This window comes from Novosphingobium lindaniclasticum LE124, from assembly GCF_000445125.1.
Taxonomy (GTDB): Bacteria; Pseudomonadota; Alphaproteobacteria; order Sphingomonadales; family Sphingomonadaceae; genus Novosphingobium; species Novosphingobium lindaniclasticum.
Genome location: NZ_ATHL01000054.1, coordinates 47,393 through 72,005, shown reverse-complemented (window position 1 = coordinate 72,005; position 24,613 = coordinate 47,393). Strand labels below are relative to the sequence as shown.

The window sequence follows — 24,613 nt, the reverse complement described above, 5'->3', positions numbered from 1 at the left end:
CGGCCTCACCGTCACGCGGTCAGGGCACCTTCTGGACCACTGCGTCCGAGGTATAGGCAACGCCGTCCTTCGTTTCGTTCTTGCGGTTCTGCGCGGCAGACTTGTCGTCGGCCTTGGTTCCCTTGGCCGCTTCGATGCGCGCATCTTCCTGATGCTGCTGCAGCGCCTTGGCCTGAATGATCGAAGCGGTGGCGGGAGAAGCCGGGTACTTGCAGCCACGCTGCGCACCCACGCCCTTCAGAAAGCCGCGACGCGCCACGCCGGCTTGAACGGCCGCGAGCACCGCGCGTTCCTGCGCATTTGCGCCGGAGATCTCGCGGATCAGACCGCGGAAGGGAATGAAGGAACTCACCACCCATTTCGCGACTTTGCCCGTGCTCACGCGGTCCCGCGCTTCCTGCGGTAGGTCGATGTCGTCGCCGAGAATGCCGTCCAGTTCCTCGACCGCCTTGCCGATCTGACTGCAAGACCGCAGCGAAGCCAGGTCGTATGGCTTCTTGGTGGCGGCGATGAGCACCGGCGGGATCTCGGTCTTGTCCAGATTGAGGTCGGTGACCGGCGTTTTCGCCACGTCGATCGCGTTCGGATCGTTGTCGGTGATCGGCCTGTCCTGACGGGCCTCGGCGGTGGTCGCCGTCAGCGTTCCGGCCAAAGCGGCCATGATCAGGAAATTGCGCATAGTGTCCTCCTGTACCCCCGGGGGCGGTCGCATCCACGCAGATGGAGGAAAGCGCCGGCCTCTGGTCGATCAGAGCAGTTTTTAGCCGTCGGGTGATCCGCCGATCGCAACACGCTCTACTGCTGGGTGAACGTGTTGCAGGCGTCCTCGTTCCCTGTCTCCAGTCCCCGTCGCAGCCATTCCATTCGCTGGGCGCTGGAGCCGTGGGTGAAGCTTTCCGGGCTGACGCGCTGGCCGGCATTCTTCATCAGGGTATCGTCACCGATGGCGCTGGCAGCAGTGAGCCCCTCCTCCATGTCGCCCGGCTCGATCCGGTCTTTGTTCCGGCCCGCCCAGACTCCCGCATAGCAGTCTGCCTGGAGTTCCATCCCGATCTGCAGGGCATTGGCCTGCTGCGGATTCTGGCGTTGGGCGCGGCGGACCTGGGTATCGAGTCCGAGCAGGTGCTGAATATGATGGCCATATTCGTGGGCGACTACATAGTAGCGCGCAAAGTCTCCCTTCGCCCCCATCTTGCGGTCAAGCTCGTCGTAGAAGCTGGTGTCGATGTAGATGCCTTGGTCCGCAGGGCAGTAGAACGGTCCCATGGCGCTTTGTGCAGCGCCGCACCCGGACTGGTCGGAGCCGTTGTAGAAATGCAGGTTGGGCTGTTCGAAGGAGATGTTCGCCTTCTGGAACAGCGGCCGCCAAGTCTTGTTGAGCGAAGAGAGGGCATTGCACGATTCAAGCGAATAGGCGTTTTCCCGGCAGATCGTGGACGTGTCGGAAGACCGACCCTGTTCGGTCTGGGTGGGCGCCTGCTGCTGCTGGACGCTGTCCAGCGTGCCCAGCATCTGGGCCGGGTCGACGCCGAATACCAGAGCGCCGATCAGCACGATCACCAAGGATCCGCAGCCGAGCTTGCCGCCGCCGCCTCCTGGAAATCCGCGTCCCCCCTGGCTGACACGAATATTGCTGGGGTCGAAATCGTCGAGCCGCATCGTATCTGATCCTCTTCGACAGAGCCGGTCGGTCCGGCGGGACATTCTCGGTCGTTGCAGGCGAGACTAGCTACAGCGGCGAGATCTGTTCAATGGAATTCACGAGCAGAGGTTCCGGCGTTGCCCTGCGGCCACAAGCTGTCATCCTCTTCGAGGGCTTGCGAGAAATTGTAACAGCCCAGCGAATTCCATCGTATAGGCAGCGATGCGATGAACAGGGGATACAAGGCAGGACTGGCTCGTGCAGCCGGCGCGGTGGCGCTCGGCGCTCTTCTGCTGAGCGCCAACCCTGTGCTTTCTGCGATCTCCCGCGCGGATCAGGATCTGGCGGCACGACTGCGCGCCCACATCGAGGTTCTGGCCAGCGACGACTTCGACGGCCGTGAGCCGGGCACCGATGGCGAAGCGAAGACGCTGCGCTACCTGGGCAAGCAGTGGTTCGACATCGGGCTGGTGTCCGGCACCAACGATCCGGGTCACGAGTGGTTCGCGCCGGTCACTCTGGTTGCGCGCGAACCTGCCTCCTCGGCCGCCCGGTTCCTGCGCAAGGGCGCGCGGGCCACGGTCTCTCCCGCGGGCGTGCTCGTGCTGACTTCGGGGCAGCGCAGCCTCGTCCGCAACGTGCCGATGCTGTTTCTCGGCAGCGGGCGTGGACGTGATTATACCCGTAACGAACTGGCGGGCCGCGTTGCCGTCGTCCTCGACGGTGATACGCCCGACGGTGAACGTCAGAACGACCTGTTGGCACTCGGTGCGTCGGCCGTGCTCACGGTGCTCGACGGAGAGCGCAGCCTCGATCAGGTGGCGGCGCGGCGCAAGCGGACCGGTTATGCCCTGTCCCAAGATTCGCTGGGCGGGGACCTGGAAGCCTTCATCACGCGTGAAGCCATGGCGGCGCTGCTCAAAGGCACCTCCCGTTCGCTCGGCAGTCTCGAAGCGGCTGCGGCGAAGCCCGATTTCGTGCCGCTGACGCTGGATCTTACGGCATCGCTCGAAGCGACTACGCGAGAGACGACGATCCGCACCCACAACCTCATCGGCAAGCTTCCCGGAAAGCGTCCGGAGTCCGGTGCCGTACTGTTTCTTGCGCATTGGGATCACTTCGGAGAGTGCGGCGAGCCGCCTGCCGAGGATGTGATCTGCAACGGCGCGATCGACAATGCGAGCGGCCTGGCGGCGCTGACCGAAGTGGCCCGCCGTCTGGCCCGAGGCCCGCAGCTCGATCGCGACATCTATTTCCTGGCGACCACGGCCGAGGAACTGGGGCTCCTGGGGGCTCATGCCTTTGCGGAAAACCCGCCCCTGCCGCCGGAAAGGATCGTGGCGGCCTTCAACATAGACTCGATCGCGATCGCTCCGCGCGGTACGCCCTTCGCCATCGTCGGGCGCGGCATGACCGGGCTCGACAGGGAGATCGCCAAAGTCGCCAAGGCCGAGCGCTTCAAGCTGCGTCCTAGCGACGAGGCCAACGAATATCTGCGGCGGCAGGACGGCTGGGCGCTGATCCAGCACGACATCCCGGCGGTGATGGTGACGACAGCCTACGGCGACATTGCGCGCATGCGGAAATTCTTCGACGGCGATTACCACCGGCCCAGCGACGATCTCGCGAATATGGACCATGCCCTCGAACTCGGCGGTGCCGTGGAGGACGTAAAGATGCTCGGCGCTCTGGCCCGGTGGTTCGGAGACGTGCGCCGCGTACCTCCCGAGCCTGCCGGGCAGCAGGCTCCTGCGGCCGACAAGAAGCGCTGAAGGGCGGTTCGGCGGCGCTCGAAAAGGCTCTAGCCCTGACGCCCCCGTTTGATTACATGGGCCGCCACGAATCTCCCCGGTAAAGGTTATGGTGGCGCTCATGGATATCCAGCTCGGACTTACTTTCGACGACGTACTGCTTCGTCCCGCGAAGTCCGACATCGTCCCCACCCAGGCCGATACCCGCACGCGCCTCACCCGCGGCATCTCGCTCAACATTCCCGTGATTTCCTCGGCGATGGACACCGTGACCGAAGCCGACATGGCCATCGTCATGGCCCAGCTCGGCGGCATCGGCGTGCTGCATCGCAACCTCACGATCGAGGAACAGTGCGCCGCCGTCCGCGCCGTGAAGCGCTTCGAGAGCGGCATGGTCGTCAATCCGATCACGATTTCGCCGGACGCCACGCTTGGGGAAGCGCAGGCGATCATGCAGGCCAACAAGATCAGCGGTATCCCGGTGGTCGAGAACTCGGGCATTCTCGTAGGCATCCTCACCAACCGCGACGTGCGCTTCGCGGCCAATCCGGCGCAGCCGGTGCGCGAGCTGATGACGCATGAGAACCTCGCCACCGTGAAAGTCGGCGTCGATCAGGACGAGGCGCGCCGCTTGTTGCACGCCCGCCGGATCGAGAAGCTGCTGGTGGTCGACAACGACTTCCGCTGCGTCGGCCTCATCACCGTCAAGGACATCGAGAAGGCCGTCACCTATCCCGATGCCACCAAGGATGCCGCCGGCCGCCTGCGCGTCGCGGCCGCCACCACGGTAGGCGACAAGGGCTTCGCGCGCACCGAGGCGTTGCTGGCCGCCGAATGCGACGTCGTCGTGATCGACACCGCGCACGGCCATAACAAGGACGTGGCGCTCGCGGTGGAGCGCGTCAAGAAGCTGTCGAACTCGGCACAGGTCATCGCCGGCAACATCGCCACCGCCGAAGCGGCGCGCGCGCTGATCGACGCCGGTGCGGACTGCGTGAAGGTGGGCATCGGGCCCGGCTCGATCTGCACCACGCGCATCGTCGCCGGTGTCGGCGTACCGCAGCTCACCGCGATCATGGATGCCGCCGAGGAAGCCGACAAGGCGGGCGTTCCGGTGATCGCCGACGGCGGTCTGCGCACGTCGGGCGATGCTGCCAAGGCGCTGGCCGCCGGTGCTTCGACCATCATGGTCGGCTCGATGCTCGCGGGCACCGAGGAAGCGCCGGGCGAAACGTTCCTCTATCAGGGCCGCGCCTACAAGTCGTATCGTGGCATGGGTTCGGTGGGCGCGATGGGCCGCGGTTCGGCGGACCGCTACTTCCAGGGCGACATCAAGGACCAGATGAAGCTGGTTCCCGAAGGCATCGAAGGCCAGGTCGCCTACAAGGGCCCGGCCAGGGACGTGATCCACCAGCTCGTCGGCGGCGTGAAGGCGGCCATGGGGTATACCGGTTCGGCTACCATCGACGACTTGCGGCAGAATGCGCAGTTCGTGCGCATCACCAATGCCGGCCTGCGCGAGAGCCACGTCCACGACGTGACCATCACCCGCGAGGCGCCGAACTACCCGACCCGCTGATTCCGGCGAAGGTACGGGCAGGGCGATGACACCGGGTGCGCGCGTTCAGGCGGCGATCGAGATACTCGATCTCGTGATCGACGCCGCGCGCGCCAACGGGGCGCCTGCCGACCGGCTGATCGCCGACTGGTTCCGTGCCCGCCGCTTCGCCGGCAGCAAGGATCGCCGCGCTATCCGGGAACTGACCTATCGCGCGATCCGGGCCTGTGGCGAAGTGCCGGAGACGGGCCGTGCGGCGATGCTGCGCGTCGCCGCCGACGAGCCGGACCTTGCGGCGCTGTTCGACGGCGTCGGTCATGCGCCCGCTACCATCGATCCGGATGAACCGGTGGCCCAAGCGGGTCTCGCGCCGCGCTGGCTGGTCGAACGCTTCGCCGCCAGCGGAGTGGCCGAAGCCGATGCCCTGGCGCTGCTCGACCGTGCGCCGCTCGACGTTCGCGTCAACACGTTGCGTCCCGGGCGGATCGATCTGCCCGAGGGCGGAGAGCGTTCGGTGGCTGCGCACGGCTGGCGCTATCCGCCTGAAACCAGCATCGAGCAGTCCGACGCCTACGTGCACGGCGCCATCGAGGTACAGGATACCGGCTCGCAGCTGACCTGCGAAGCAGTGGCCGCGCAGCCGGGCGAGATGGTGATCGATCTCTGCGCAGGGGCGGGGGGCAAGACGCTCGCGCTCGCCGCCGCCATGGAGAACATCGGGACGCTGGTCGCCTGCGATACCGACCGCGCGCGCCTTTCCCGCCTGGCGCCTCGTGCCGAGCGGGCCGGAGCGACGGGGATCGACACCGCCCTGCTCGACCCGAACAAGGAAGCGCAGGCGCTCCAGCGCTTTGTGGATGCCGCCGATGCCGTTCTGGTCGATGCTCCGTGTTCGGGGACCGGTACCTGGCGCCGCAATCCGGAGGCGCGGTGGCGGTTCACCGAAGCGCAGCTCGCCCGCTATGTCGCGGTACAGGCTCGCCTGCTCGATGTCGCTGCGGGTCTCGTGAAGCCGGGCGGCCGCCTCGTTTTCGTGACCTGTTCGCTGCTCGACGAAGAAGGCGCAAGCCAGGCAGAGAGCTTTCTCAAGAGGAATGCCGGATGGCGGGCTGTGGCTCTGGAACTGCCTGCGGGAACCCGGCGCGGCTTAGGCCTCAGGCTCTCGCCCTGGCAGGACGGCACCGATGGCTTTTTCGTCGCGCGCTTCGCGCGGCTGTGATAGCGTCCGCCGCATGATGAGGACGAAGCCCTCGGCCAAGGACATTTTGATGCGTTACACGCCTGTCGCGATTGCTCTTTCCCTTGTGGTCGCCGTCTCCTCCAGCGCTATCCTTTCCGCGCCGACCGCCACGCTCGATTCGCGCGCGGCCGCGCTGATGACCGAAGGACATGCGGCGTTCGGCGCAGGGAACGTGAACGGCGCGATCGATGCGTTCGAAGCTGCGCTGACGGTCGAGCCGGGCAATGTCACCGTCCTTCTCGCGTTGGCCGACGCCACTCGCCAGCAGGGGCTCCAAGGCAAGGCGCTGCATTACTACCGCGTGGCGCTGACCAGCGATCCGCGCAACGTGGCGGCGCTGGCCGGGGAAGGCATGGCGCTGGCGGAGAAGGGCGCGAAGGACAAGGCGGGCCGCAATCTCGCGCGCCTCCAAAGCCTTTGCGGCAAAGATTGCGCGGAAACCGAGGAACTGGCCGCAGCCATTGCCAAGGGCCCCGCGGCTCGCGTGATGACCGCCGAAGCCACGGCGCCGAAGCCGATCGTTTCCGAAAACTGAATCGGGCCGCCGGGCCTCGACAGTTCGGCCTGACTGATAGGACTTCCGCTGCCTAGCGGCACCAGAATGTGCTGACGGGAAGAAACAGTACAAGAGCACCGTGGGCGAAGCGAGGGCATGAATCCTCGCCAGCGCCCAGACGGATCAGATCAGCGCGCGAAATTCTTCCAGCACCGCGCGGTAGACGCGCTTCTTGAACGGCACGATCAGTTCCGGAAGCAGTTCGGGTTCGATCCACTTCCAGTCGGCGAATTCCGGCGGGGTATGGGCCTCAAGGTCGATATCGCCGTCCTTGCCGTCGAATCGGGCAAGGAACCAGGTCTGGCGTTGGCCGCGATACTTGCCCTTCCACAGCTTGCCGATGAGTTCTTCCGGCAGATCGTAGAGAAGCTCCTCCTTGGTCTGGGAGAGGATGGTGACGTGCGTTTCGGTGGCGCCGGTCTCCTCCCAGAGTTCACGCAGGGCTGCGGCTCGCAGGTCTTCGCCGTCATCGACGCCGCCTTGGGGCATCTGCCACCAATCGCCTTCCTTGGTGTCGATCCGCTTGCCGACGAAGACCTTGCCGTCGGAGTTGACGAGCATGACGCCGACGCAGGGGCGATAGGGCAGGGACGCGAAGTCTTTCATCGTTGGAAGCGATTCCATGTGCGTTGGGAATGGCAATATCCGAAAACCGGCGGCGGATTGACGGAGTGCATGGCCCTAGAATGGCCCAAGCCTCCGTGCAATGCCAGCGCGATTTAAGCTTGCCTGCCCGGTAACCCAGCGGCGGAAGTGGGGTTCGCACACAGAGGTTTGTGGCGACAGGCGTTTTTCTGTCTTGCACGGACACCCAACGGGCATAGTCTGGAACGCGGGAAGCAATTTGCCGGCGTCAGACCGGCCTTCCCCGGAGAGAGCGATGATGGCGACAATCTCATCGGATGATCGCGGCGCAGGGCCTGCCGCGCCGGAGGGCGCAGCAGTGGAAGCCGTGGTCGTGCGCTTTGCCGGCGACTCGGGAGACGGCATGCAACTGACCGGCGGGCAGTTCACGCTCTCTACGGCACTGGCTGGCAACGACTTGGCGACCTTCCCCGACTTTCCGGCAGAGATCCGGGCTCCGCAGGGCACCCTGTTCGGTGTATCGGCGTTCCAGATCAATTTCGGCTCGAGCGAGATCACTACGGCAGGCGATGCGCCGGATGTGCTGGTGGCGATGAACCCTGCCGCGCTCAAGACCAATATCCACGCGCTGAAGCCCGGCGGCATGGTCATCGTCGACACCGGCGAATTCGGCAGGCGCAACCTGGAGAAAGCGAAATATGCCGAGAGTCCGTTGGAGGACGGCAGCCTTGCCCGGTGGGATGTGCTGGCCTTCGACATCTCCGCCCTGACCTTGGAGGCGGTCAAGCCGTTCGGCCTCGGCAACAAGGAGGCGCTGCGCTGCAAGAACATGTGGACGCTGGGATTGGCGCTCTGGATGTTCGATCGCGATCGTGGACCCCTGGTAGACTGGCTGAACGCCAAGTTCGCGAAGAATCCCGTCCTTGCTGCAGCCAACATCGCCGCGCTCAATGCCGGACATGCCTATGGTGAGACGGCTGAACTGGCCGGACCGATGCAGCGATTGCATGTCGATCCGGTGCCGAGCGCCCCTGGGCTCTATCGCACGGTGACGGGAGCGGAGGCGATTTCGCTGGGCCTCGTCGCCGGGTGCCGACTGGCGGGACTGCCGATGTTCTTCGGCGGCTATCCCATCACCCCGGCCTCCGCGATCCTGCATCACCTGGTGAAGATGAAGGAATTCGGCGTCACGACGTTCCAGGCCGAGGACGAGATCGCCGCGATCTGCTCGGCGATCGGCGCAAGCTACGCGGGGCAGCTCGGCGTGACCTCTTCGTCGGGGCCGGGGATCGCCCTCAAGGGCGAGGCTATGGGTCTGGCGGTTATGACGGAATTGCCGCTCGTCATCGTCAATTCCCAGCGCGGCGGCCCGTCCACCGGTCTGCCCACCAAGACCGAGCAGTCGGACCTTTATCAGGCCGTCTATGGCCGTAATGGCGACGCGCCTTTGCCGGTGATCGCTGCGCGGTCCCCCGCCGACGCTTTCCGTTGCGCGATCGAGGCCTGCCGGATCGCGACGGCGTTCATGACGCCCGTCATCCTGCTGACGGATGGCTACACCGCCAATGCTTCCGAGCCGTGGCAAGTGCCGGATCCCGAGACGTTCGAGGCGTTTCCCGTCCGTTTTCTGGAAGAGCGGAACGGCGTGGACAGGGTACTGCCCTACAAGCGCGACGAACGCGGGGTTAGGCCGTGGATCCGGCCCGGCACGCCCGGGCTCATGCACCGCATCGGCGGGATCGAGAAGGCCCTCGACACGGGCAACATCGACTATGCTCCGGACGTGCACCAGGCCCAGACCGACGCTCGCAAGGCCAGGATAGACGGTATTGCAAGCGCCATTCCGCCGCAGGACATCTGCCTGGGAGAGGACAGCGGATCACTGCTGGTGGTCGGCTGGGGGTCGACCTTCGGACCGATCCATCAGGCCGTGCGCCGAGCCCGCACCAAGGGTCTGGCCGTCAGCCACCTTCATGTCCGGCATGTCTGGCCGCTGCCACCCAACCTTGGCACCTTGCTGGCGGAATTCGAGCATGTGCTCGTGCCGGAGATGAATACCGGCCAGCTCAAGACCCTGCTGCGGGATCGCTATCTCGTCGATGCGGTATCGCTGAACAAGACGAGCGGCCAGCCTTTCGCGATCGCCGAACTGGAAGATGCCATCGCCCGCTTCTTCGACGGTGTTGCCGGAAACGAAGGTGGGGAAGTCGAGGTCAACGAGAACCAGCTTCCGGCTCCGGGGATCGAACGCCCCTGAGATATGGGCGAGGGAGACGCACCTTGAACGACATGACCCCTATCGAAACCACGCTCAAGGACTGGGAGACCGATCAGGAAGTGCGCTGGTGCCCTGGCTGCGGCGACTACGCGATCCTCAAGGCGGTGCAGCGAACCTTGCCGATGCTGGGGGCGGATCCGAAGAACACCGTCTTCGTATCCGGGATCGGCTGTTCGAGCCGGTTTCCCTACTATGTCCAGAGCTATGGCTTCCATTCGATCCACGGCCGGGCGCCTGCCGTGGCTACCGGGATCAAGCTGGCCAATCCGCAGTTGGACGTCTGGCTGATAACGGGCGACGGCGACGGCATGTCGATCGGCGGCAATCACACGATGCATGTGCTCAGGCGCAATCTCGACTGCCAGATCATGCTGTTCAACAACGAGATCTACGGCCTGACCAAAGGGCAATATTCGCCGACCAGCCGCACCGGCACACCGTCGCCGACATCGCCCGCCGGGTCTGTCGATCGTCCGGCCAGCCCTTGCGCTTTCGCGCTGGGCTCGGGCGCGCGCTTCGTGGCGCGCAGCTACGACGTCTCGAAGGATCTGCCGGAGGTTCTGAAGGCTGCCTATCGCCACAAGGGAGCCGCCTTTGTGGAGATCTTCCAGAACTGCATCGTCTACAACAAGGACCGCTTCGACGACTTCATCGAAAAGTCGGTGGCGGCGGAGAGCCAGGTTCAGTGCCGTGACGGAGAACCGCTGCTTTTCGCCAAGGGAACCAAAGGACTAGCGCTGGATTTGGAGACGCTTTCGCTCAAGGTCGTCGAGGTTACGGACGGGGATTGGCAAGGCGCGGGCGTGCTGGTCCACAATGTGCGAAATCGCGGACTGGCTCACATGCTGGTGGAGATGCCTTTCCGCCCGTTCCCCATGGCGCTCGGCGTGATCTACGACGATCCGGCGACGACGTTCGAGAGCGCGGTGATCGCGGAGCGGCAAAGCCTGATCGCCGGCAAGACGGCGGACCTTGGCAAATTGCTCGCCCAGGGCCAGACTTGGACGGTTCCCTGACTCGACCGGCGTTCCTGCCGCAAGGGATTACGCCCTAAGCTCAAAGGCCTGGCTCCTGGACAATATCACTCACAGCCTCGCGGGCTGGGCGCTGGCCGAAACCGGCCTCAAGCGGCGCACCCGCAAAGGACTGGCGGCCTGCGTGCTCGCCGCCAACATGCCGGATATCGACGTGTTCTTCGGCTGGGCACCGTGGGAGCCGCTCGCCATGCACCGGGGCTTCACGCACGGTCTGGTCGGCGGCGTGCTGCTCATGCCGCCGATCCTGGCGGGGCTGCTCTGGCTGCTCGATCGCTGGCAGCTGCTGCGGCAAGGCGCCATAAGACAGAATGCCTTGCCGATGCATTTCGGCTGGCTCACGGCGCTATGTTATCTCGGTGCACTGACGCATCCGCTGCTCGATCTTCAGAACGTCTACGCCGTCCAGCTTCTGTCGCCGCTGAGCGGGTATTGGTATCATACGGACGGCCTGTTCATCGTCGATCCCTGGATCTGGATCATGCTCGGGCTGGGCATCTGGCGCAGCCGCCGCAGGCGAAGCGGAGGCCCCGTGATCGCAGCGCTCCTTGCTGCCATCGTCTACATCGGCGCGAACATCGGCATAGCCCGCCTTGCCTATTATGCCGTGCGCAACGAAGTGCCCTACGCCGCGCCGGACAGGATTTTCGCCGGACCAAAGCCGCTGGCGTTCTGGCGGCGCGAAGTGATCTGGCGCCAGTCGGGCCGAATCGCGCGCGGCGAGTACGACCTGCTGCAGCGCCCCTTCGACCTTGTCGCCTATGGCCCGCCCGCGCCCGATCACATGGAAGATCCGTTGACGCGCCGGGCACTGCATGCCGATCGCCAGGTCGAGCGGTTCCTCGACTGGTCGATCATGCCGATTGCGCAGATCACGCCGAGCGGCTGCACCGCCCGGGTGACGTTCCGAGACGCGCGTTTCCAGGGACCGCGCTTCGAGGACAGCTTTTCCGCCTCGGCCGATCTGCCTAGCGGCCGCCCCGGCTGCCCGCCTCGGTAAGCTCGTCGGCGGCATGGACTACGCTTTCGGCGGGGCGGTAGAGCAGGGCGCTGGCCAGGAAGGCCCAGCCGGCGCCGCCGAGCCAGCCGGCCATGACGTCGCTGAGCCAGTGGACACCCAGCCAGACGCGGCTCCAGGCCACGGCCAGGCTGAGGAGCATTGCGCCCGCGACCAGCGTGTGGCGCACCGAGGCGCGGGGGCTCAGCGCCGCAAAGGCCAGCGCGAAAGCGATGTAGCTGGAGGCGGCATTGAAGCTGTGCCCGCTGGGGAAACTGGCGCCGCCGGCTTCGGTGAGGTGCGGGACGATCTCGGGGCGGGGGCGGCCGAACACGGCCTTGAAGCCGACATTGACCAGACTTGCGCTCAGCACCGTCAGGGCAAGGAGCACGCCTTCGCGGCGGCACCGCAGCCAGAACAGCGCAACGACCGCGAAGATCGTGTAGAGCTTCAGTTGCAGGAACCCGCCCATCGCGGTTAGGTCGCGCACCCATTCCAGTAGCCAGGTCGGCCCGATGGGGCGCAAGTCGTGCGTGCGCCAGAACAGCAGGCCGAGCCGGTCGAACTGCGTGGTGCGCCCGGCGGGCACCGCCCAGGCAAAGAAGGCGAACGCTGTCCAGCACGCAGCGGCCGTGAGGGACGCCTTGCGGGGATCCATGCGATGCCGCAGCACGATGGGGCTTTCGGAAGAAGTGGGCATTGGCCTAGGGAACGCCCATGACCGACAAGCGTTCCGGCAACATGAATCCCCCCGTCATCGTCTGGCTTCGGCGCGACCTGCGCCTGTCCGATCAGCCTGCCATCGTCGAAGCCGCGAGCCAAGGCCCCGTCGTGCCCGTCTATGTGCTGGACGACGAGACCCCGAAGCACCGCCGCATGGGGGCGGCGTCTCGCTGGTGGCTGCACAACTCGCTGGAGAAGCTGGACGCCGCGCTGCGGGCCAAGGGCTCTCGGCTGATCCTGCGAAAAGGGCGCAGCGAGGAGGTGCTGAAAGCGGTCGCGGAAGAGGTCGGCGCCAGCTCGGTTCATGCCCTTCATCATTACGAGCCCTGGTGGCGCAATGCCGAGAAGGCCGTGGCTCAGGTGCTCGACCTCCACCTTCATCACGGCAACTATCTCGCTCCCCCGGGATCGGTGCTCAACGGCTCGGGACGGCCCTACAAGATCTATACGCCGTTCTGGCGGGCGCTTCACGAACGGTTGCCCCCGATCGAGCCTCTGCCGGCACCTCGCAAGCTCGACGCGCCAGGCAATTGGCCCGGATCGGACAGCCTGAAGGAATGGCGATTGCTCCCCTCCGCGCCCGATTGGGCAGGCGGCATGCGCGACACATGGGAGCCGGGAGAGGCCGGAGCCCAGGCGCGGCTTCAGGCCTTCGTGGAGGAGGCCTCGGCCTATGAATCCCAGCGCAATCTGCCGAGCGTGGAGGGAACCTCGATGCTCTCACCGCACCTGCATTTCGGGGAAATCTCGCCCTCGCAGGCGTGGCATGCCGTGGCCGATGCCGGCGGCTCGGTGGAGACCTTCCTTGGCGAGTTGGGCTGGCGGGACTATGCGCAAAACGTGATCCTGCAATTTCCCGAATACGGAAATCGCTCGGCCAAGGAGGACTTCGGGCACCTTCCCTGGCGCTCCGGCAAGGGGGCCGATTCGGATCTGGCGGCGTGGCAGCAGGGCAGGACCGGCTATCCCATCGTCGATGCCGGCATGCGCCAGCTCTGGCACACCGGATGGATACACAACCGCGTGCGGATGATCGTCGCCAGTTTCCTTATCAAGCACCTGCTGATCGACTGGCGCGCCGGCGAGCAGTGGTTCTGGGACACCCTGGTCGATGCCGACTACGGCTCGAATGCGGTAAACTGGCAATGGAGCGCCGGCTCCGGCGTCGATGCGCAGATGTTCGTGCGAATCATGGCGCCGCTCACCCAATCGGAAAAGTTCGACGCGGCGGGCTACATCAGGGACTGGGTGCCCGAACTCGCCGACTTTAGCGATGCCGAGATCCACGATCCCGGAAGCGCCTCGCGCCTGCGCGGTTACCCTGCAAAATTGGTCGAACACCGGGCGGCGCGCGAACGCGCGCTCGCTGCCTGGGCGCACTCGAAAGGGCATTAGTCCTGTATTCTAAGACATTGCTCACCGAGGATTTACGGATACTATCACCCTCATGAACGTAAGCGCGCCAGGCAGGGGAGAGGAACTGGTCGATGGTGGCCGCTCCATCGGCATAGGTCCGCAGTGGCTGGCCAGGGTCTGGTCCGGCGGCGTGTCCAGGGTTCTCGACCGGATCGATCTGGGGCTGCAACGGGGCTCTATCGAAGCGACCTTGCCGGGAGGCGAGACGCGCCTTCTGGGCGGGCGCTCGCCGGGCTTCGAGGCCGTCGTTCATATTCACAGCTGGCGCGCGCTGCTGAGGCTGGCCACATCGGGATCGGTGGGCTGGTACCAGGCGTGGGAGGAGGGCGAGTGGCAGAGCCCGGATCCGGTGCCGATCTTCGCGCTGTTCATGGACAATGCCTCCGGGCTTGGCGATGTCGGCCGCGCGCAGGGTCCATGGCGGATCGCGGCGAAGTTCCTGCACTGGCTTCACCGCAACACGCGCACGGGCGCTCTGCGCAACATCCACGCGCACTACGATCTCGGCAACGACTTCTACGAACAGTGGCTCGGCGAGACGATGCTCTATTCGAGCGGCATCTTCCCCTCGCCGGGGGGCGCGCCCAACGCCTTGAGCCAGTTCGTCACCGAACTCGACGTCGCGCAGTCCAACAAGATCGGCGCGATCGCGCACAGGCTGGGGTTGGACGAAGGGGCGCGCGTGCTCGAAATCGGGTGCGGCTGGGGCACGCTGTCGGCTTTCTTGGCCGAAACCGGAGGTGCGCGTGTCGATGCCATCAGCCTTTCCGACGAACAGCTTGCCTATGCACGGGACCGCTGGGGAGGACGCGGGCAAGCACGCGCGGACGGGCGAGGCTCCGTAAACTTCCTGAAGCAGGATTACCGCGACGTCTCAGGCGCCTACGACGGTATCGCCTCGGTGGAGATGGTGGAAGCGGTGGGGCGGCAGTTCTGGCCGGACTTCCTCGACTGCGTGGCGCGAAACCTGAAGCCGGGTGGCCGGGCGGCGATCCAGTACATCGCCATGCGCGATGATATCTTCGAGTCCTATGCCCGCAGCGCGGATTTCATCCAGACCTTCATTTTTCCGGGCGGCATGCTGATCCACGAGCCGGAGTTTCGCCGACTTGCGGAAGAGCGCGGTCTTCTGTGGCAGGATCGGCAGGGATTTGGGCTCGACTATGCCCGAACGCTGCGCGAATGGCGGCGCAATTTCGATCAGGCTGCGGCAGCGGGACGCCTGCCCGCGGGGTTCGACCAGCGCTTCATGCAACTCTGGCGCTTTTATCTGATGTATTGCGAAGGTGGCTTCCTAGGAGGCGGCATCGACGTTGCGCAAGTGACCCTCGTAAAGCCGAGGTAACGCGCGGGGCTGAGTCCCTTCAGTTACCGGGCGCGCTTCCCTGACTGCGCCAGCGGGCAAGAACGGTCTCCAGGACGGTGGGGTTCAGCAACTGCTCGAAAGCGCAACCTACCAGCCCGTCTTCCCACCAGATGACTCGCGCCGGCAGGGCCTCCATCTCCGGCAGCGTCAACCAGCACATCGTGCGCGGCGGGATGCGGCTGATCGCCGTGGCCGAAAACCCCGACAGCGACAAGTCGCGCACCGCCGTCTGGAAGCCCTTGGTGCCCGACGCTCGAAACCCTGCGGGTATCGATATACGCTGGCGTATCGCGCTGCGGTCTTCCTGAGCGGCGAGTTCGTAGATGTCCTGCGGCGATTTCGTCGTCATTTCCCGAGACCCGTAGATTGGAGCGATGCAGCGAATACACCGTCAATGGGAAGAAATCAGGAGGATGAAATCAGTAAAGAGTTACCACTGGGTTAAAAATCCGCAGGGACAGTCTCGCGGTGGCCGCTTTCGAAAGGCTCGCCGAGCAGCGCGACAAGGCGCCGCGCCACCGTTTCGGGCGGTTTGACCGATGCGGGCGCTTCGCCGGGATAGGCGCGGGCGCGCATCGCCGTACGCGTGGCGCCGGGATTGACCACGGCGACCCGAACTTTCGACGTGTTGCGCGTTTCCTCGGCATAGCATTCGAGAAGGGTGTCGCTGGCGGCCTTGGTGGCGGCATAGGCGCCCCAGAACGCGCGCGGCTTTTCCGCGACCGTGCTGGTCATGCCGATCACGCGGGCATCCGCGCTCTTGCGCAGCAGGGAATCGAAGTTGGCGATCAGGGCCTGAGTGGCGAGCACGTTGGTCGTCAGGGCCTTGTTGAACGCGCGCTGGTCGATATCGGCCACGCTCGTCAATTCCGGGAGGATCGCGGCGTTCACTACTAGGATGTCGAGCTTGCCCCAGCGCTGCGAAACGGCCGTGGCGAGGCGGGCGATTCCGTCCGATTCGACCAGGTCGACCGGCGCGATCGTGGCCGAGCCGCCGGACTCGAAGATCCGGTCCTCGATGGCTTCCAGCGCCTTGGTGTCGCGCCCCGTCAGCAGGACATGCGCCCCGGCAGCCGCTAGGGCGAGCGCCGTGGCCGCGCCGATGCCCCGGCTGGAACCGGTTACGAGCGCGACCTGACCTTCGAACGGCTTACCGCCTGCATTTTCGCTCACGCTGCGTTGCGCTCCCCGGAGAAGCGTTCGGCGAAGTCCGTCAGCTTCGTGGGATACTCGCCCGAGAAGCAGGCGTCGCAGAACTGCGGGCGCTTCTTGTTGCGCTTGTCCTCGCCTACCGCGCGGTAGAGACCGTCGATGGAGACGAAGGCGAGGCTGTCTGCCTTGATGAAGTCCGCCATGGCCTGGATGTCCATGTTGGCGGCCAGCAGCTTCGAGCGCTCAGGCGTATCGACGCCGTAGAAGCACGAGTGCTCGGTCGGCGGGCTGGCGATGCGCATGTGCACTTCGGCAGCGCCCGCATCGCGCATCATCTCGACGATCTTGAGCGAGGTGGTGCCGCGCACGATCGAATCGTCGATCAGGATGATGCGCTTGCCTTCGACGATGGCGCGGTTGGCATTGTGCTTGCGCTTCACGTCCGCGTGGCGGGCGGCGTCACCCGGCTGGATGAACGTGCGGCCGACATAGTGCGAGCGGATGATGCCGAGTTCGAAGGGAATGCCCGATTGCTGGGCATAGCCGATCGCGGCGGGAACGCCGCTGTCCGGCACCGGGATCACGACGTCGGCCGGGGCCGGCGCTTCCTTGGCCAGTTCCATGCCGATCTGCTTGCGTACGCCGTAGACCGAGCGGCCGTCCATCACCGAATCGGGTCGGCTGAAGTAGACGTGCTCGAAGATGCAGGGGCGCGGGGCCGGATTGCCGAAGGGGCGGTGGCTGGAGATCGTGCCCTTGTGGTCGACCTGGACGAGTTCGCCCGGCTCGATCGAACGTATGAACTCGGCGCCGATCACGTCGAACGCCACGGTTTCCGAAGCGAAGACGGTGGCATCGCCGATGCGGCCCATGACCAGCGGGCGGATGCCCAGCGGATCGCGGCAGGCGATCATGCCCTCTGCCGTCATGCAGATCAGCGAATAGGCGCCTTCCACCATGCGCAAGGCATCGACGAAACGGTCGAGCAGCGTGGGGTAGCGGCTCGTCGCGACGAGGTGGATGATCACCTCGGTGTCGGAGGTCGACTGGAAGATCGAGCCCTTCGACACGAGATCGCGCTTCAGCGTCATCGCGTTGGAGATGTTGCCGTTATGAGCGATCGAGAACCCGCCGGCGGCCAGGTCGGCGAACAGCGGCTGCACGTTGCGCAGGCCCGATCCACCGGTGGTCGCGTAGCGGACGTGGCCCGAGGCCATGGTGCCCGGCAGGGTGTCCAGTTCGCGCTGGGAGAACACTTGCGCCACATGGCCGAGGCCGCGATGGGAGTGGAACTCCTCGCCGCTGAAGCTGGTGATGCCCACGGCTTCCTGGCCGCGATGCTGAAGGGAATGAAGCCCGGCCGCAGCGATGTTCGCCGCGTCCTTGGAGCCGATTACGCCGAAAACGCCGCACTCTTCGCGCAGCTTGTCCCCGTCGGCGTCTCGAAAGGGATGTGTCATGTTCATGGATGTCGTCCGGGCTGCCGTCGCGCCAAATCGCCCGCGCATTTGGAGCGTGTTGGCTCCAAATGCAAGGCCCAGCGCGAAAGAGCCTGAGACTCCAAGCGGGCGGCGGCCTTGCGCGCCTTCGATGACGGCGTGATGACGATGGGATGGGAGCCGAATCGCGCCGGAGGCGTTTCCGACTTCCGTTCATCCTGGCGTCACGCGTGGTCCCCGATCAGCTTGCCAGCTTTCCGACATGTGCTTAATGCCGGGCTCTCTGCCCGATCTCAGACGGACCCGTCGCTTGATCCTATCCCCTTTCGAATGGACCATTGCCAAGCGCTACATGCTGCCCGGGAAGGGCGAGCGCTTCATTGCCCTCGTCGCCGGCATCAGCCTGGTGGCGGTCATGCTCGGCGTCGCCGCGCTGGTGATCGTCATGAGCGTGATGAACGGCTTCCGCGCCGAACTGTTCGACAAGATCGTCGGGCTGAACGGCCATGCCATCATCCAGGCCTATGGCGGGCGGCTCGACGACTGGCAGAGCGTGCTGAAGGACGTTCGCGCGACGCCCGGCGTCACTCATGCTTCGCCGCTGATCGAGCAGCCGCTGATGACCACTTTCAACGGCCGGGTCGAAGGCATTCTGGTGCGCGGCAATACGCGAGAGGACCTTACCCGGCTCAATGACAAGGTAAAGGCGGGGAACTTCTCCGAACTTACCGAGGGCAGCGACAATGTCGCGATCGGTTCTCAGCTTGCGCAGAATCTGGGAGCGCAAGTGGGTGACACCATTACGGTGATAAACCCGCTCGGCCGTTCCACGCCCTTCGGCACGGTTCCGCGCCAGATCGCCTATCGCGTCGCCGCGATCTTCGAGATCGGCATCTACGATTACGACAAGGCCTACGTGGTCATGCCGATGAAGGACGCGCAGACCCTCATGCTGACGGGCGACACCATCGGCATGATCGAAGTGTCCACGACCAATCCCGACAAAGTCGGCGAAATCCTCGCCCCGCTCGAACGCAAGCTGAAGGGCAGGGCCATCGTCACCGACTGGAAGACCATCAATGCCTCGCTGTTCGAGGCGTTGGCGGTGGAGCGGGTGGCGATGTTCGTCGTGCTCTCGATCATTGTGCTGGTGGCCGTCTTCAACATCCTCTCCTCGCTGATCATGCTGGTGCGCGCCAAGACCCGCGATATAGCCATCCTGCGCACGATGGGGGCGACCCGGCGCTCGCTGCTCAAGGTCTTCGTGACCACCGGCTTCTGCATCGGCGCGCTGGGAACGGTTGCCGGCGTGCTGCTCGGCATGGTGTTCCTCTACTTCCGCCAGCCCATCGTCCATTTCGTGGAGATCGTGACCGGCCAGAACCTCTGGGATCCCTCGATCCGCTTCCTGACCGAGCTGCCCTCGCGGCCCGATCCGGTGGAGATCGCGGTGATCTGCGTGATGGCCCTGATCTTCAGCTTCCTCGCCACGCTCTACCCCGCCTTCCGGGCGGCGAGCACCGACCCCGTGCAGGTGCTGCGCTATGAATGATCCCGTTGTTCGCCTCAACAAGGTAACCCGCAGCTTCGAACAGGGCGGCGTGACCATCGATGTCCTGCGCGGCGTCGATCTGGAAGTGCGTCCGGGAGAGATCGTCGCCCTGCTCGGGCCTTCGGGTTCGGGCAAGTCGACGATGCTCCAGGCCATCGGCCTGCTGGAAGGCGGCTTCGGCGGCCGGATCGAGATCGCGGGAATCGATGCCTCGAAGCTCGGCAAGGACGGCCGCGCGGCCGTGCGGCGCGATCACATCGGCTTCGTCTATCAGTTCCATCACCTCCTGCCTGATTTCAACGCCATCGAAAACGTAGTCCTGCCGCAGCTCATCACCGGCAAGTCGCGCGAGGAATGCGAGGTGCGCGCGCGCGAACTGCTGAGCGCGCTCGGGCTTGGCCAGCGGCTGGACCACCGCCCGAGCAAGCTTTCGGGCGGCGAGCAGCAGCGCGTTGCCGTGGCACGCGCGCTGGCGAACAGGCCGCGCCTCGTGCTGGCGGACGAACCGACCGGCAATCTCGATGAATCGACCGCCGATACGGTCTTCGCGCAGTTCCTGGCGCTGGTGCGCGGGCAGGGCAGCGCGGCGCTCGTGGCTACTCATAACGAGCGTCTGGCTGCGGCGATGGACCGCGTGGTAAGACTGCACGATGGGGTGCTCTCCTGACCGTTCATCGTCTGACGTTCATCGGGGGAACATCGTTGATGGTCTAAGCGTTTTGGCTATCGAGGCAAGACGCGCGAAAGGAGCGTATTTATGAGCGACTTTCCCACTACCATCCAAGGCCATCCGGCTGGCGAAGGCCCAGGCTGGAACGATAGTGCCGAACTGCACAAGACGGCCGACGGTGGGGGTGTCTTCAACGTGTTCAAGGCCATCCGCAGAGATACGGTGGCCAATCTGATCCGCTACGTCATGCATCTGCCTGAAACCGAGCAGGGCAACTATTCCGTCCAGAAGGACGGTGACAGGCTGTTGGAAATAGGGGATATACGCCGTCTTTATAGAAGGACGGACTTCCCTCATGGCGTCACCGGCTGATCCCCGCACGATCGCGGATTTCGAAGCGACATTGCCCGGCGGCGAGACAGTGAGTCTCGCCGACAGGCTGGGCAAGGTCCTGTTGGTGGTAAACACGGCCAGCAAATGCGGCTTCACCCCGCAATATGCCGGGCTCGAAGCTCTATGGCGTAAATACCGGGAATCCGGCTTCGAGGTGGTCGCTTTCCCATGCAACCAGTTCGGGGGGCAGGAGCCGGGCTCCGCCGATGAGATCGCTTCGTTCTGCGAAGTGAATTTCGGCCTATCGTTTCCGCTAATGGGCAAGGTCGACGTCAACGGAGACCATGCCGCGCCGCTCTGGACCTGGCTGAAGGGCGAGGCTCCAGGTCTGCTGGGAAGCAAATCGATCAAGTGGAACTTCACCAAGTTCCTCATCGGCCGAGACGGCAAGGTCGTGCGCCGTTATGCTCCGACCGACAAGCCGGAGAAGCTGGAAGAAGATATCGAGGCGCTGCTCTGAACGTGGATCGGGCGATCTGCCGGAAAGAGGAGTGCTTAAGCGGACCGGCACTATGTCGAGCCATTTCGGAGCGATCTTTAGCTCCTGTCCACCGTCGATGATCATTCCCGCCTTGATCGGGCGGCATGGCAACGCCTAAATTCCTCGCATGTCCCATGCCCCATTCGTACCGCTCCGCATCTTCTCGAGTTTCACGATGCTGGATGGCGCGATCGATCCCAAGGCCGCGGCCAAGCTCGCCAAGGAACGCAAGTTCCCCGCCGCTGCAATCTGCGACCGCAACGGCCTCTACGGCGCGCCCACGTATGCCCAGGCGTGTACGGGAGCAGGCGTCCAGCCGATCGTCGGCACGTTCCTTGCGGTCGCACGTCCCGGCGTGGTGGCCCAGGGGCAGGATCTTCCGATCGATTGGCTGGCCCTGTTCGCACAGAACGAGGCTGGCTGGCTGGGTCTGTGCGACCTCGTCAGCCGCGCGCATCTGGAACGGCCGCTCGAGCTGGATCCGCATGTCTCGCTCGAATCGCTACGAGGGCATACCGATGGCCTGATCTGCCTGACGGGCGGGGATGAAGGCGCACTTGCGCGACTTTATGCGACTGGCCAGTACGATGCCGCGGAAAGCTACTGCGATACTCTGCAATCGCTGTTTGGCGACCGTCTTTACATAGAGATCACCCGCACCGGCGAAACGGTGGAGGACGAGAGCGAGGAAGATGTCATCGCGCTCGCCTACAAGCGCGACATTCCCTTGGTCGGCACCAATCCGGCCCAATATGCCGAGGCTCAGTTCCACGCCGCGCATGACGCCATGCTCTGCATCGCCAACTCAACGCAGGTCGATGCACCGGAACGTCCGCGTTCCTCCCCGGAACGCTGGGTAAAGCCGGTGGAAACGATGCAGGAACTCTTCTCGGACCTGCCGGAAGCGCTGGCGAACACTCTCGTCGTCGCCCAGCGCTGCGCTTACATGCCGCCGCGCCGCAAACCGCTGTTGCCCAGCCTTGCCGGCGATCTCGAAGGTGAGGCGCGAATGCTGGCGGACAATTCGCGCGCCGGCCTTGCGAAAAGGCTTGCGCCCTATTGGCCGGACGTGACCGAGGAAGAACTCGACGCGGCCATGGCCCTTGAGGGCGATGCGCGCGAGGCGGCCTATAGGGAACTGGCCGAACGCGGCGTCACCGAAGACTTCCTCGACTATGCCAAGCGCCTCGATTTCGAAGTGCAGATCATCGTCGGCATGGGCTTTCCCGGCTACTTCCTGATCGTTGCCGACTTCATCAAGTGGGCGAAGGACAACGACATTCCCGTGGGGCCGGGGCGCGGTTCGGGCGCCGGTTCGCTGGTTGCCTGGGCGCTGACCGTCACCGACCTCGACCCACTCAAGCTGGGCCTGCTGTTTGAACGCTTCCTCAACCCGGAACGCGTCTCGATGCCGGACTTCGATATCGACTTCTGCGAAACGCGGCGCGGCGAAGTGATCCGCTACGTTCAGAGCAAATACGGGCATGACCACGTCGCGCAGATCATCACTTTCGGTAAGATGAAGGCCCGCGCGGTGCTGCGCGATTGCGGGCGGATCCTGCAGATGGGTTACGGCCGCGTCGATAGCCTCTGCAAGATGGTGCCCAACCATCCGACCGACCCCTGGACGCTGACCGAGGCGCTGCACGGGCGCAAGCAGCACGGCGTGACCAAGGATCCGCCGGTCGCCGAATTCCGCCGCGAATACGACGTAGACCGCGAGGTGAAGCGCCTGGTGGATCTTGCCGTTCAGCTCGAGGGTCTGCCGCGCAACTCGTCGACCCACGCGGCCGGCGTCGTCATCGGCGATCGCCCACTAGCGCAGCTGGTGCCGCTCTACCGCGATCCGCGCTCCGACATGCCGGTGACGCAGTTCGACATGAAGTCGGTGGAAGACACCGGCCTCGTGAAGTTCGACTTCCTCGGCCTCAAGACGCTGTCCGTACTGAAGAAGGCCTGCGACCTGCTGGAGCGGCGCGGGATCACGATCAACCTGTCCACGCTCGCCTGGGACGATCCGGCGGTCTACGAACTGCTCAAGCGCGGCGATACGGTCGGCGTGTTCCAGCTGGAATCGGAAGGCATGCGCCGCACCCTGGCGGCGGTGAAGCCGACCAACTTCGGCGACATCATCGCGCTCGTGTCGCTCTATCGCCCCGGCCCGATGGACAATATCCCGCTGTTCGGCCGCCGCAAGAACGGGCTGGAAACGATCGAATATCCGCATGACAAGCTGGCCGGTATTCTGGGTGAGACTTACGGGATCTTCGTCTATCAGGAACAGGTCATGCAGGCCGCGCAGATCCTGGCGGGCTATTCGCTGGGCGATGCAGACCTTCTGCGCCGCGCCATGGGCAAGAAGGTCCAGGCCGAGATGGACAAGCAGCGCCAGCGCTTCGTCGATGGTTGCAAGGACATATCCGGTATCGAGACGGCCAAGGCCAACGAGCTGTTCGATTTGATCGACAAGTTCGCCGGCTATGGTTTCAACAAGTCGCACGCCGCTGCCTATGCGCTGCTCGCCTACCATACCGCCTGGTTCAAGGCGCATTACCCGCACGAATTCTATGCCGCTTCGATGTGCTTCGACATGCACCAGTCGGAAAAGCTGGCGATCTTCGTGGACGATGCGCGCCGCAACGGCATCCAACTGGCCGCGCCGGATATCAACATGTCCGAAGCGGAGTTCTGCGTGGAGGAGACGCCAGACAGCCATGCTGTGCGTTATGCCCTGGCAGGCATCCGCAATGTCGGTGAAAAGGCGATGGATGCGATCGTGGCCGAGCGGGAGGCCAATGGAAAATTCGTCAGCCTCGACGACGTTTTCCGCCGCGCGCCCGCCGGTTCGATGAACCGCCGCCAGCTCGAAAGCCTTGCGGCCGCCGGCGCCTTCGACGCGCTGGAGCCCAACCGGGCGAAAGTTCTGGCCAATGCCGATACTCTGCTGGCAGAGGCAGATCGCTCCTCCCGCGAACGCAACAGCGCGCAGCACGGCCTGTTCGGGGGAGACGATCATGTTGAACAGGGTCTGCGGCTCGTCGATGCCGAGCCCTGGAACCGCACGGATCAGATGGCCAAGGAGCGGGAAACCTTTGGCTTCTATTTCGCCGCGCATCCGGTCGAGCAATATCGCGCGGTCGCTTCGGCCAACGGCGCGCGCACCTATTCCAGCCTCATGGCGGGCGGCGGTGCGGGGCGCACGGGCGCGGTCATGGCGGCAATGGTCGAGAACGTGCAAAAGCGGAAGACCAAGCGCGGCAAGGACTTCGTCATGGCGGATTTTTCCGATCAGTCCGGCAACTTCTCCGCCTCCTGCTTCGAGGAAAGCATGGTTGAGAACTTCGTCAGATGGTCGAAAGAGGGCGCCTGCATCCTGCTCAACGTGGAACTGGATAGCCCAAGCCCCGACGAGCCTCCTCGAGTGACAGTGCGCAGTGCCCGGCCGCTGAACGAAGTGAAGGCCGATGCGCGCATGCTGCTGTCGCTGGAGATCGATCGGGTGGAAGCCGTGCAGGAACTCGCGATGCTAATGCGGCCAGGAGCACCCGGATGCGGCGAACTTGTAGCGGTTCTGCACCTTGGGGAAGGGCGCAAGCAGAAGATTCGACTCGGGCGCGACTTCGCACTCGACGGTGATTTCGCGGAACATCTGTCCAGCGTTGCCGGCATATCCAACGTGTCGCTGATCGCGCGGCGCGGACCCGAAGGACTCCGCCGGGCAGCCTAAAGCCGCCCCACAGGGTCGGGTTGAAGGAAAGCACCGGACGCCCGACGCGGCGT

The 24,613-nt window shown here is 64.8% G+C and carries 21 protein-coding genes; 14 read left to right on the top strand and 7 right to left on the bottom strand.

Features of this window, described 5'->3' with window-relative positions; genetic code table 11:
* Nucleotides 1–19: 19 nt before the first annotated feature.
* Both L284_RS32095 and ypfJ read right to left on the bottom strand, forming a co-directional pair.
* Nucleotides 20–679, bottom strand: coding sequence for a hypothetical protein (locus L284_RS32095; protein WP_021233407.1), 660 nt, complete (start codon nucleotides 677–679; stop codon nucleotides 20–22).
* Nucleotides 680–795: 116 nt separating this feature from the next.
* A complete protein-coding gene (gene ypfJ / locus L284_RS32090) occupies nucleotides 796–1,659 on the bottom strand; it encodes a KPN_02809 family neutral zinc metallopeptidase (protein ID WP_021233406.1) in 864 nt (287 codons plus the stop codon).
* A gap of 210 nt (nucleotides 1,660–1,869) precedes the next feature.
* Between ypfJ and L284_RS32085 the strand changes: the two genes are divergently transcribed.
* The 4 genes from L284_RS32085 to L284_RS32070 all read left to right on the top strand — a co-directional run bounded on the left by L284_RS32085 (nucleotide 1,870) and on the right by L284_RS32070 (nucleotide 6,726).
* Nucleotides 1,870–3,414, top strand: a complete 1,545-nt coding sequence (locus L284_RS32085; protein ID WP_021233405.1) for a M28 family peptidase — start codon at nucleotides 1,870–1,872, stop codon at nucleotides 3,412–3,414.
* A 100-nt stretch (nucleotides 3,415–3,514) separates the two neighbouring features.
* A complete protein-coding gene (gene guaB / locus L284_RS32080) occupies nucleotides 3,515–4,972 on the top strand; it encodes an IMP dehydrogenase (protein ID WP_031341782.1) in 1,458 nt (485 codons plus the stop codon).
* Nucleotides 4,973–4,997: 25 nt separating this feature from the next.
* Nucleotides 4,998–6,170: an RsmB/NOP family class I SAM-dependent RNA methyltransferase gene (locus L284_RS32075; protein WP_021233403.1), complete on the top strand. Its 1,173-nt coding sequence runs from the start codon at nucleotides 4,998–5,000 to the stop codon at nucleotides 6,168–6,170.
* Nucleotides 6,171–6,219: 49 nt separating this feature from the next.
* Nucleotides 6,220–6,726 (top strand): tetratricopeptide repeat protein, encoded by a 507-nt coding sequence (locus L284_RS32070; RefSeq protein ID WP_235054329.1) that lies wholly within the window; start codon nucleotides 6,220–6,222, stop codon nucleotides 6,724–6,726.
* Nucleotides 6,727–6,870: 144 nt separating this feature from the next.
* Here L284_RS32070 and L284_RS32065 read toward each other — a convergent pair whose 3' ends face one another.
* A complete protein-coding gene (locus L284_RS32065) occupies nucleotides 6,871–7,353 on the bottom strand; it encodes an RNA pyrophosphohydrolase (RefSeq protein WP_031341781.1) in 483 nt (160 codons plus the stop codon).
* Between the two features lie 277 nt (nucleotides 7,354–7,630).
* On the opposite strand from L284_RS32065, the gene L284_RS32060 reads away from it, so the two are divergent.
* Genes L284_RS32060 through L284_RS32050 form a run of 3 tightly spaced genes read left to right on the top strand, consistent with a single transcriptional unit; the run spans nucleotide 7,631 to nucleotide 11,644 of the window.
* A complete protein-coding gene (locus L284_RS32060) occupies nucleotides 7,631–9,589 on the top strand; it encodes a 2-oxoacid:acceptor oxidoreductase subunit alpha (protein ID WP_031341779.1) in 1,959 nt (652 codons plus the stop codon).
* Nucleotides 9,590–9,612: 23 nt separating this feature from the next.
* Complete coding sequence (locus tag L284_RS32055; protein ID WP_021233399.1) at nucleotides 9,613–10,626, top strand: 2-oxoacid:ferredoxin oxidoreductase subunit beta; 1,014 nt, start codon at nucleotides 9,613–9,615, stop codon at nucleotides 10,624–10,626.
* Nucleotides 10,583–11,644, top strand: coding sequence for a metal-dependent hydrolase (locus L284_RS32050; protein ID WP_235054328.1), 1,062 nt, complete (start codon nucleotides 10,583–10,585; stop codon nucleotides 11,642–11,644). Before L284_RS32055 ends, L284_RS32050 begins: the two co-directional genes overlap by 44 nt.
* Here L284_RS32050 and L284_RS32045 read toward each other — a convergent pair.
* A complete protein-coding gene (locus L284_RS32045) occupies nucleotides 11,613–12,341 on the bottom strand; it encodes a phosphatase PAP2 family protein (RefSeq protein WP_021233397.1) in 729 nt (242 codons plus the stop codon). The genes L284_RS32050 and L284_RS32045 overlap by 32 nt on opposite strands.
* A gap of 41 nt (nucleotides 12,342–12,382) precedes the next feature.
* Between L284_RS32045 and L284_RS32040 the strand changes: the two genes are divergently transcribed.
* Nucleotides 12,383–13,759, top strand: coding sequence for a cryptochrome/photolyase family protein (locus tag L284_RS32040; protein ID WP_040712870.1), 1,377 nt, complete (start codon nucleotides 12,383–12,385; stop codon nucleotides 13,757–13,759).
* Between the two features lie 52 nt (nucleotides 13,760–13,811).
* Nucleotides 13,812–15,125, top strand: coding sequence for a class I SAM-dependent methyltransferase (locus tag L284_RS32035; RefSeq protein WP_021233395.1), 1,314 nt, complete (start codon nucleotides 13,812–13,814; stop codon nucleotides 15,123–15,125).
* A gap of 19 nt (nucleotides 15,126–15,144) precedes the next feature.
* Here L284_RS32035 and L284_RS32030 read toward each other — a convergent pair whose 3' ends face one another.
* The 3 genes from L284_RS32030 to purF all read right to left on the bottom strand — a co-directional run bounded on the left by L284_RS32030 (nucleotide 15,145) and on the right by purF (nucleotide 17,764).
* Nucleotides 15,145–15,495, bottom strand: coding sequence for a PilZ domain-containing protein (locus L284_RS32030; protein WP_021233394.1), 351 nt, complete (start codon nucleotides 15,493–15,495; stop codon nucleotides 15,145–15,147).
* Nucleotides 15,496–15,587: 92 nt separating this feature from the next.
* Nucleotides 15,588–16,319, bottom strand: a complete 732-nt coding sequence (locus L284_RS32025) for an SDR family NAD(P)-dependent oxidoreductase (RefSeq protein WP_021233393.1) — start codon at nucleotides 16,317–16,319, stop codon at nucleotides 15,588–15,590.
* The gene (purF, locus tag L284_RS32020) at nucleotides 16,316–17,764 is read right to left on the bottom strand and encodes an amidophosphoribosyltransferase (RefSeq protein WP_021233392.1); all 1,449 of its coding nucleotides are present in this window, start codon (nucleotides 17,762–17,764) and stop codon (nucleotides 16,316–16,318) included. The genes L284_RS32025 and purF overlap by 4 nt, the downstream gene beginning before the upstream one ends.
* Before the next feature lie 283 nt (nucleotides 17,765–18,047).
* On the opposite strand from purF, the gene L284_RS32015 reads away from it, so the two are divergent.
* From L284_RS32015 to dnaE, 5 genes are all read left to right on the top strand, one after another.
* Nucleotides 18,048–19,289: a lipoprotein-releasing ABC transporter permease subunit gene (locus L284_RS32015; RefSeq protein WP_021233391.1), complete on the top strand. Its 1,242-nt coding sequence runs from the start codon at nucleotides 18,048–18,050 to the stop codon at nucleotides 19,287–19,289.
* Nucleotides 19,282–19,956: an ABC transporter ATP-binding protein gene (locus tag L284_RS32010; RefSeq protein WP_021233390.1), complete on the top strand. Its 675-nt coding sequence runs from the start codon at nucleotides 19,282–19,284 to the stop codon at nucleotides 19,954–19,956. Before L284_RS32015 ends, L284_RS32010 begins: the two co-directional genes overlap by 8 nt.
* 90 nt (nucleotides 19,957–20,046) lie before the next feature.
* Nucleotides 20,047–20,331, top strand: a complete 285-nt coding sequence (locus tag L284_RS32005; RefSeq protein WP_021233389.1) for a hypothetical protein — start codon at nucleotides 20,047–20,049, stop codon at nucleotides 20,329–20,331.
* The gene (locus tag L284_RS32000) at nucleotides 20,315–20,812 is read left to right on the top strand and encodes a glutathione peroxidase (protein ID WP_021233388.1); all 498 of its coding nucleotides are present in this window, start codon (nucleotides 20,315–20,317) and stop codon (nucleotides 20,810–20,812) included. The genes L284_RS32005 and L284_RS32000 overlap by 17 nt, the downstream gene beginning before the upstream one ends.
* 148 nt (nucleotides 20,813–20,960) lie before the next feature.
* Nucleotides 20,961–24,560 (top strand): DNA polymerase III subunit alpha, encoded by a 3,600-nt coding sequence (dnaE, locus tag L284_RS31995; RefSeq protein WP_021233387.1) that lies wholly within the window; start codon nucleotides 20,961–20,963, stop codon nucleotides 24,558–24,560.
* Nucleotides 24,561–24,613 lie beyond the last annotated feature (53 nt).

What these genes read in the sequence shown, in the direction of transcription:
- dnaE (WP_021233387.1), top strand. Translation starts at nt 20,961, where the DNA reads ATGTCCCATGCCCCATTCGTACCGCTCCGCATCTTCTCGAGTTTCACG.
- L284_RS32065 (WP_031341781.1), bottom strand. Translation starts at nt 7,353, where the DNA reads ATGAAAGACTTCGCGTCCCTGCCCTATCGCCCCTGCGTCGGCGTCATG.
- ypfJ (WP_021233406.1), bottom strand. Translation starts at nt 1,659, where the DNA reads ATGCGGCTCGACGATTTCGACCCCAGCAATATTCGTGTCAGCCAGGGG.
- L284_RS32035 (WP_021233395.1), top strand. Translation starts at nt 13,812, where the DNA reads ATGAACGTAAGCGCGCCAGGCAGGGGAGAGGAACTGGTCGATGGTGGC.
- L284_RS32085 (WP_021233405.1), top strand. Translation starts at nt 1,870, where the DNA reads ATGAACAGGGGATACAAGGCAGGACTGGCTCGTGCAGCCGGCGCGGTG.
- L284_RS32030 (WP_021233394.1), bottom strand. Translation starts at nt 15,495, where the DNA reads ATGACGACGAAATCGCCGCAGGACATCTACGAACTCGCCGCTCAGGAA.
- L284_RS32000 (WP_021233388.1), top strand. Translation starts at nt 20,315, where the DNA reads ATGGCGTCACCGGCTGATCCCCGCACGATCGCGGATTTCGAAGCGACA.
- L284_RS32005 (WP_021233389.1), top strand. Translation starts at nt 20,047, where the DNA reads ATGAGCGACTTTCCCACTACCATCCAAGGCCATCCGGCTGGCGAAGGC.
- purF (WP_021233392.1), bottom strand. Translation starts at nt 17,764, where the DNA reads ATGAACATGACACATCCCTTTCGAGACGCCGACGGGGACAAGCTGCGC.
- L284_RS32070 (WP_235054329.1), top strand. Translation starts at nt 6,220, where the DNA reads ATGCGTTACACGCCTGTCGCGATTGCTCTTTCCCTTGTGGTCGCCGTC.
- guaB (WP_031341782.1), top strand. Translation starts at nt 3,515, where the DNA reads ATGGATATCCAGCTCGGACTTACTTTCGACGACGTACTGCTTCGTCCC.
- L284_RS32040 (WP_040712870.1), top strand. Translation starts at nt 12,383, where the DNA reads ATGAATCCCCCCGTCATCGTCTGGCTTCGGCGCGACCTGCGCCTGTCC.
- L284_RS32010 (WP_021233390.1), top strand. Translation starts at nt 19,282, where the DNA reads ATGAATGATCCCGTTGTTCGCCTCAACAAGGTAACCCGCAGCTTCGAA.
- L284_RS32045 (WP_021233397.1), bottom strand. Translation starts at nt 12,341, where the DNA reads ATGCCCACTTCTTCCGAAAGCCCCATCGTGCTGCGGCATCGCATGGAT.
- L284_RS32095 (WP_021233407.1), bottom strand. Translation starts at nt 679, where the DNA reads ATGCGCAATTTCCTGATCATGGCCGCTTTGGCCGGAACGCTGACGGCG.
- L284_RS32060 (WP_031341779.1), top strand. Translation starts at nt 7,631, where the DNA reads ATGGCGACAATCTCATCGGATGATCGCGGCGCAGGGCCTGCCGCGCCG.
- L284_RS32075 (WP_021233403.1), top strand. Translation starts at nt 4,998, where the DNA reads ATGACACCGGGTGCGCGCGTTCAGGCGGCGATCGAGATACTCGATCTC.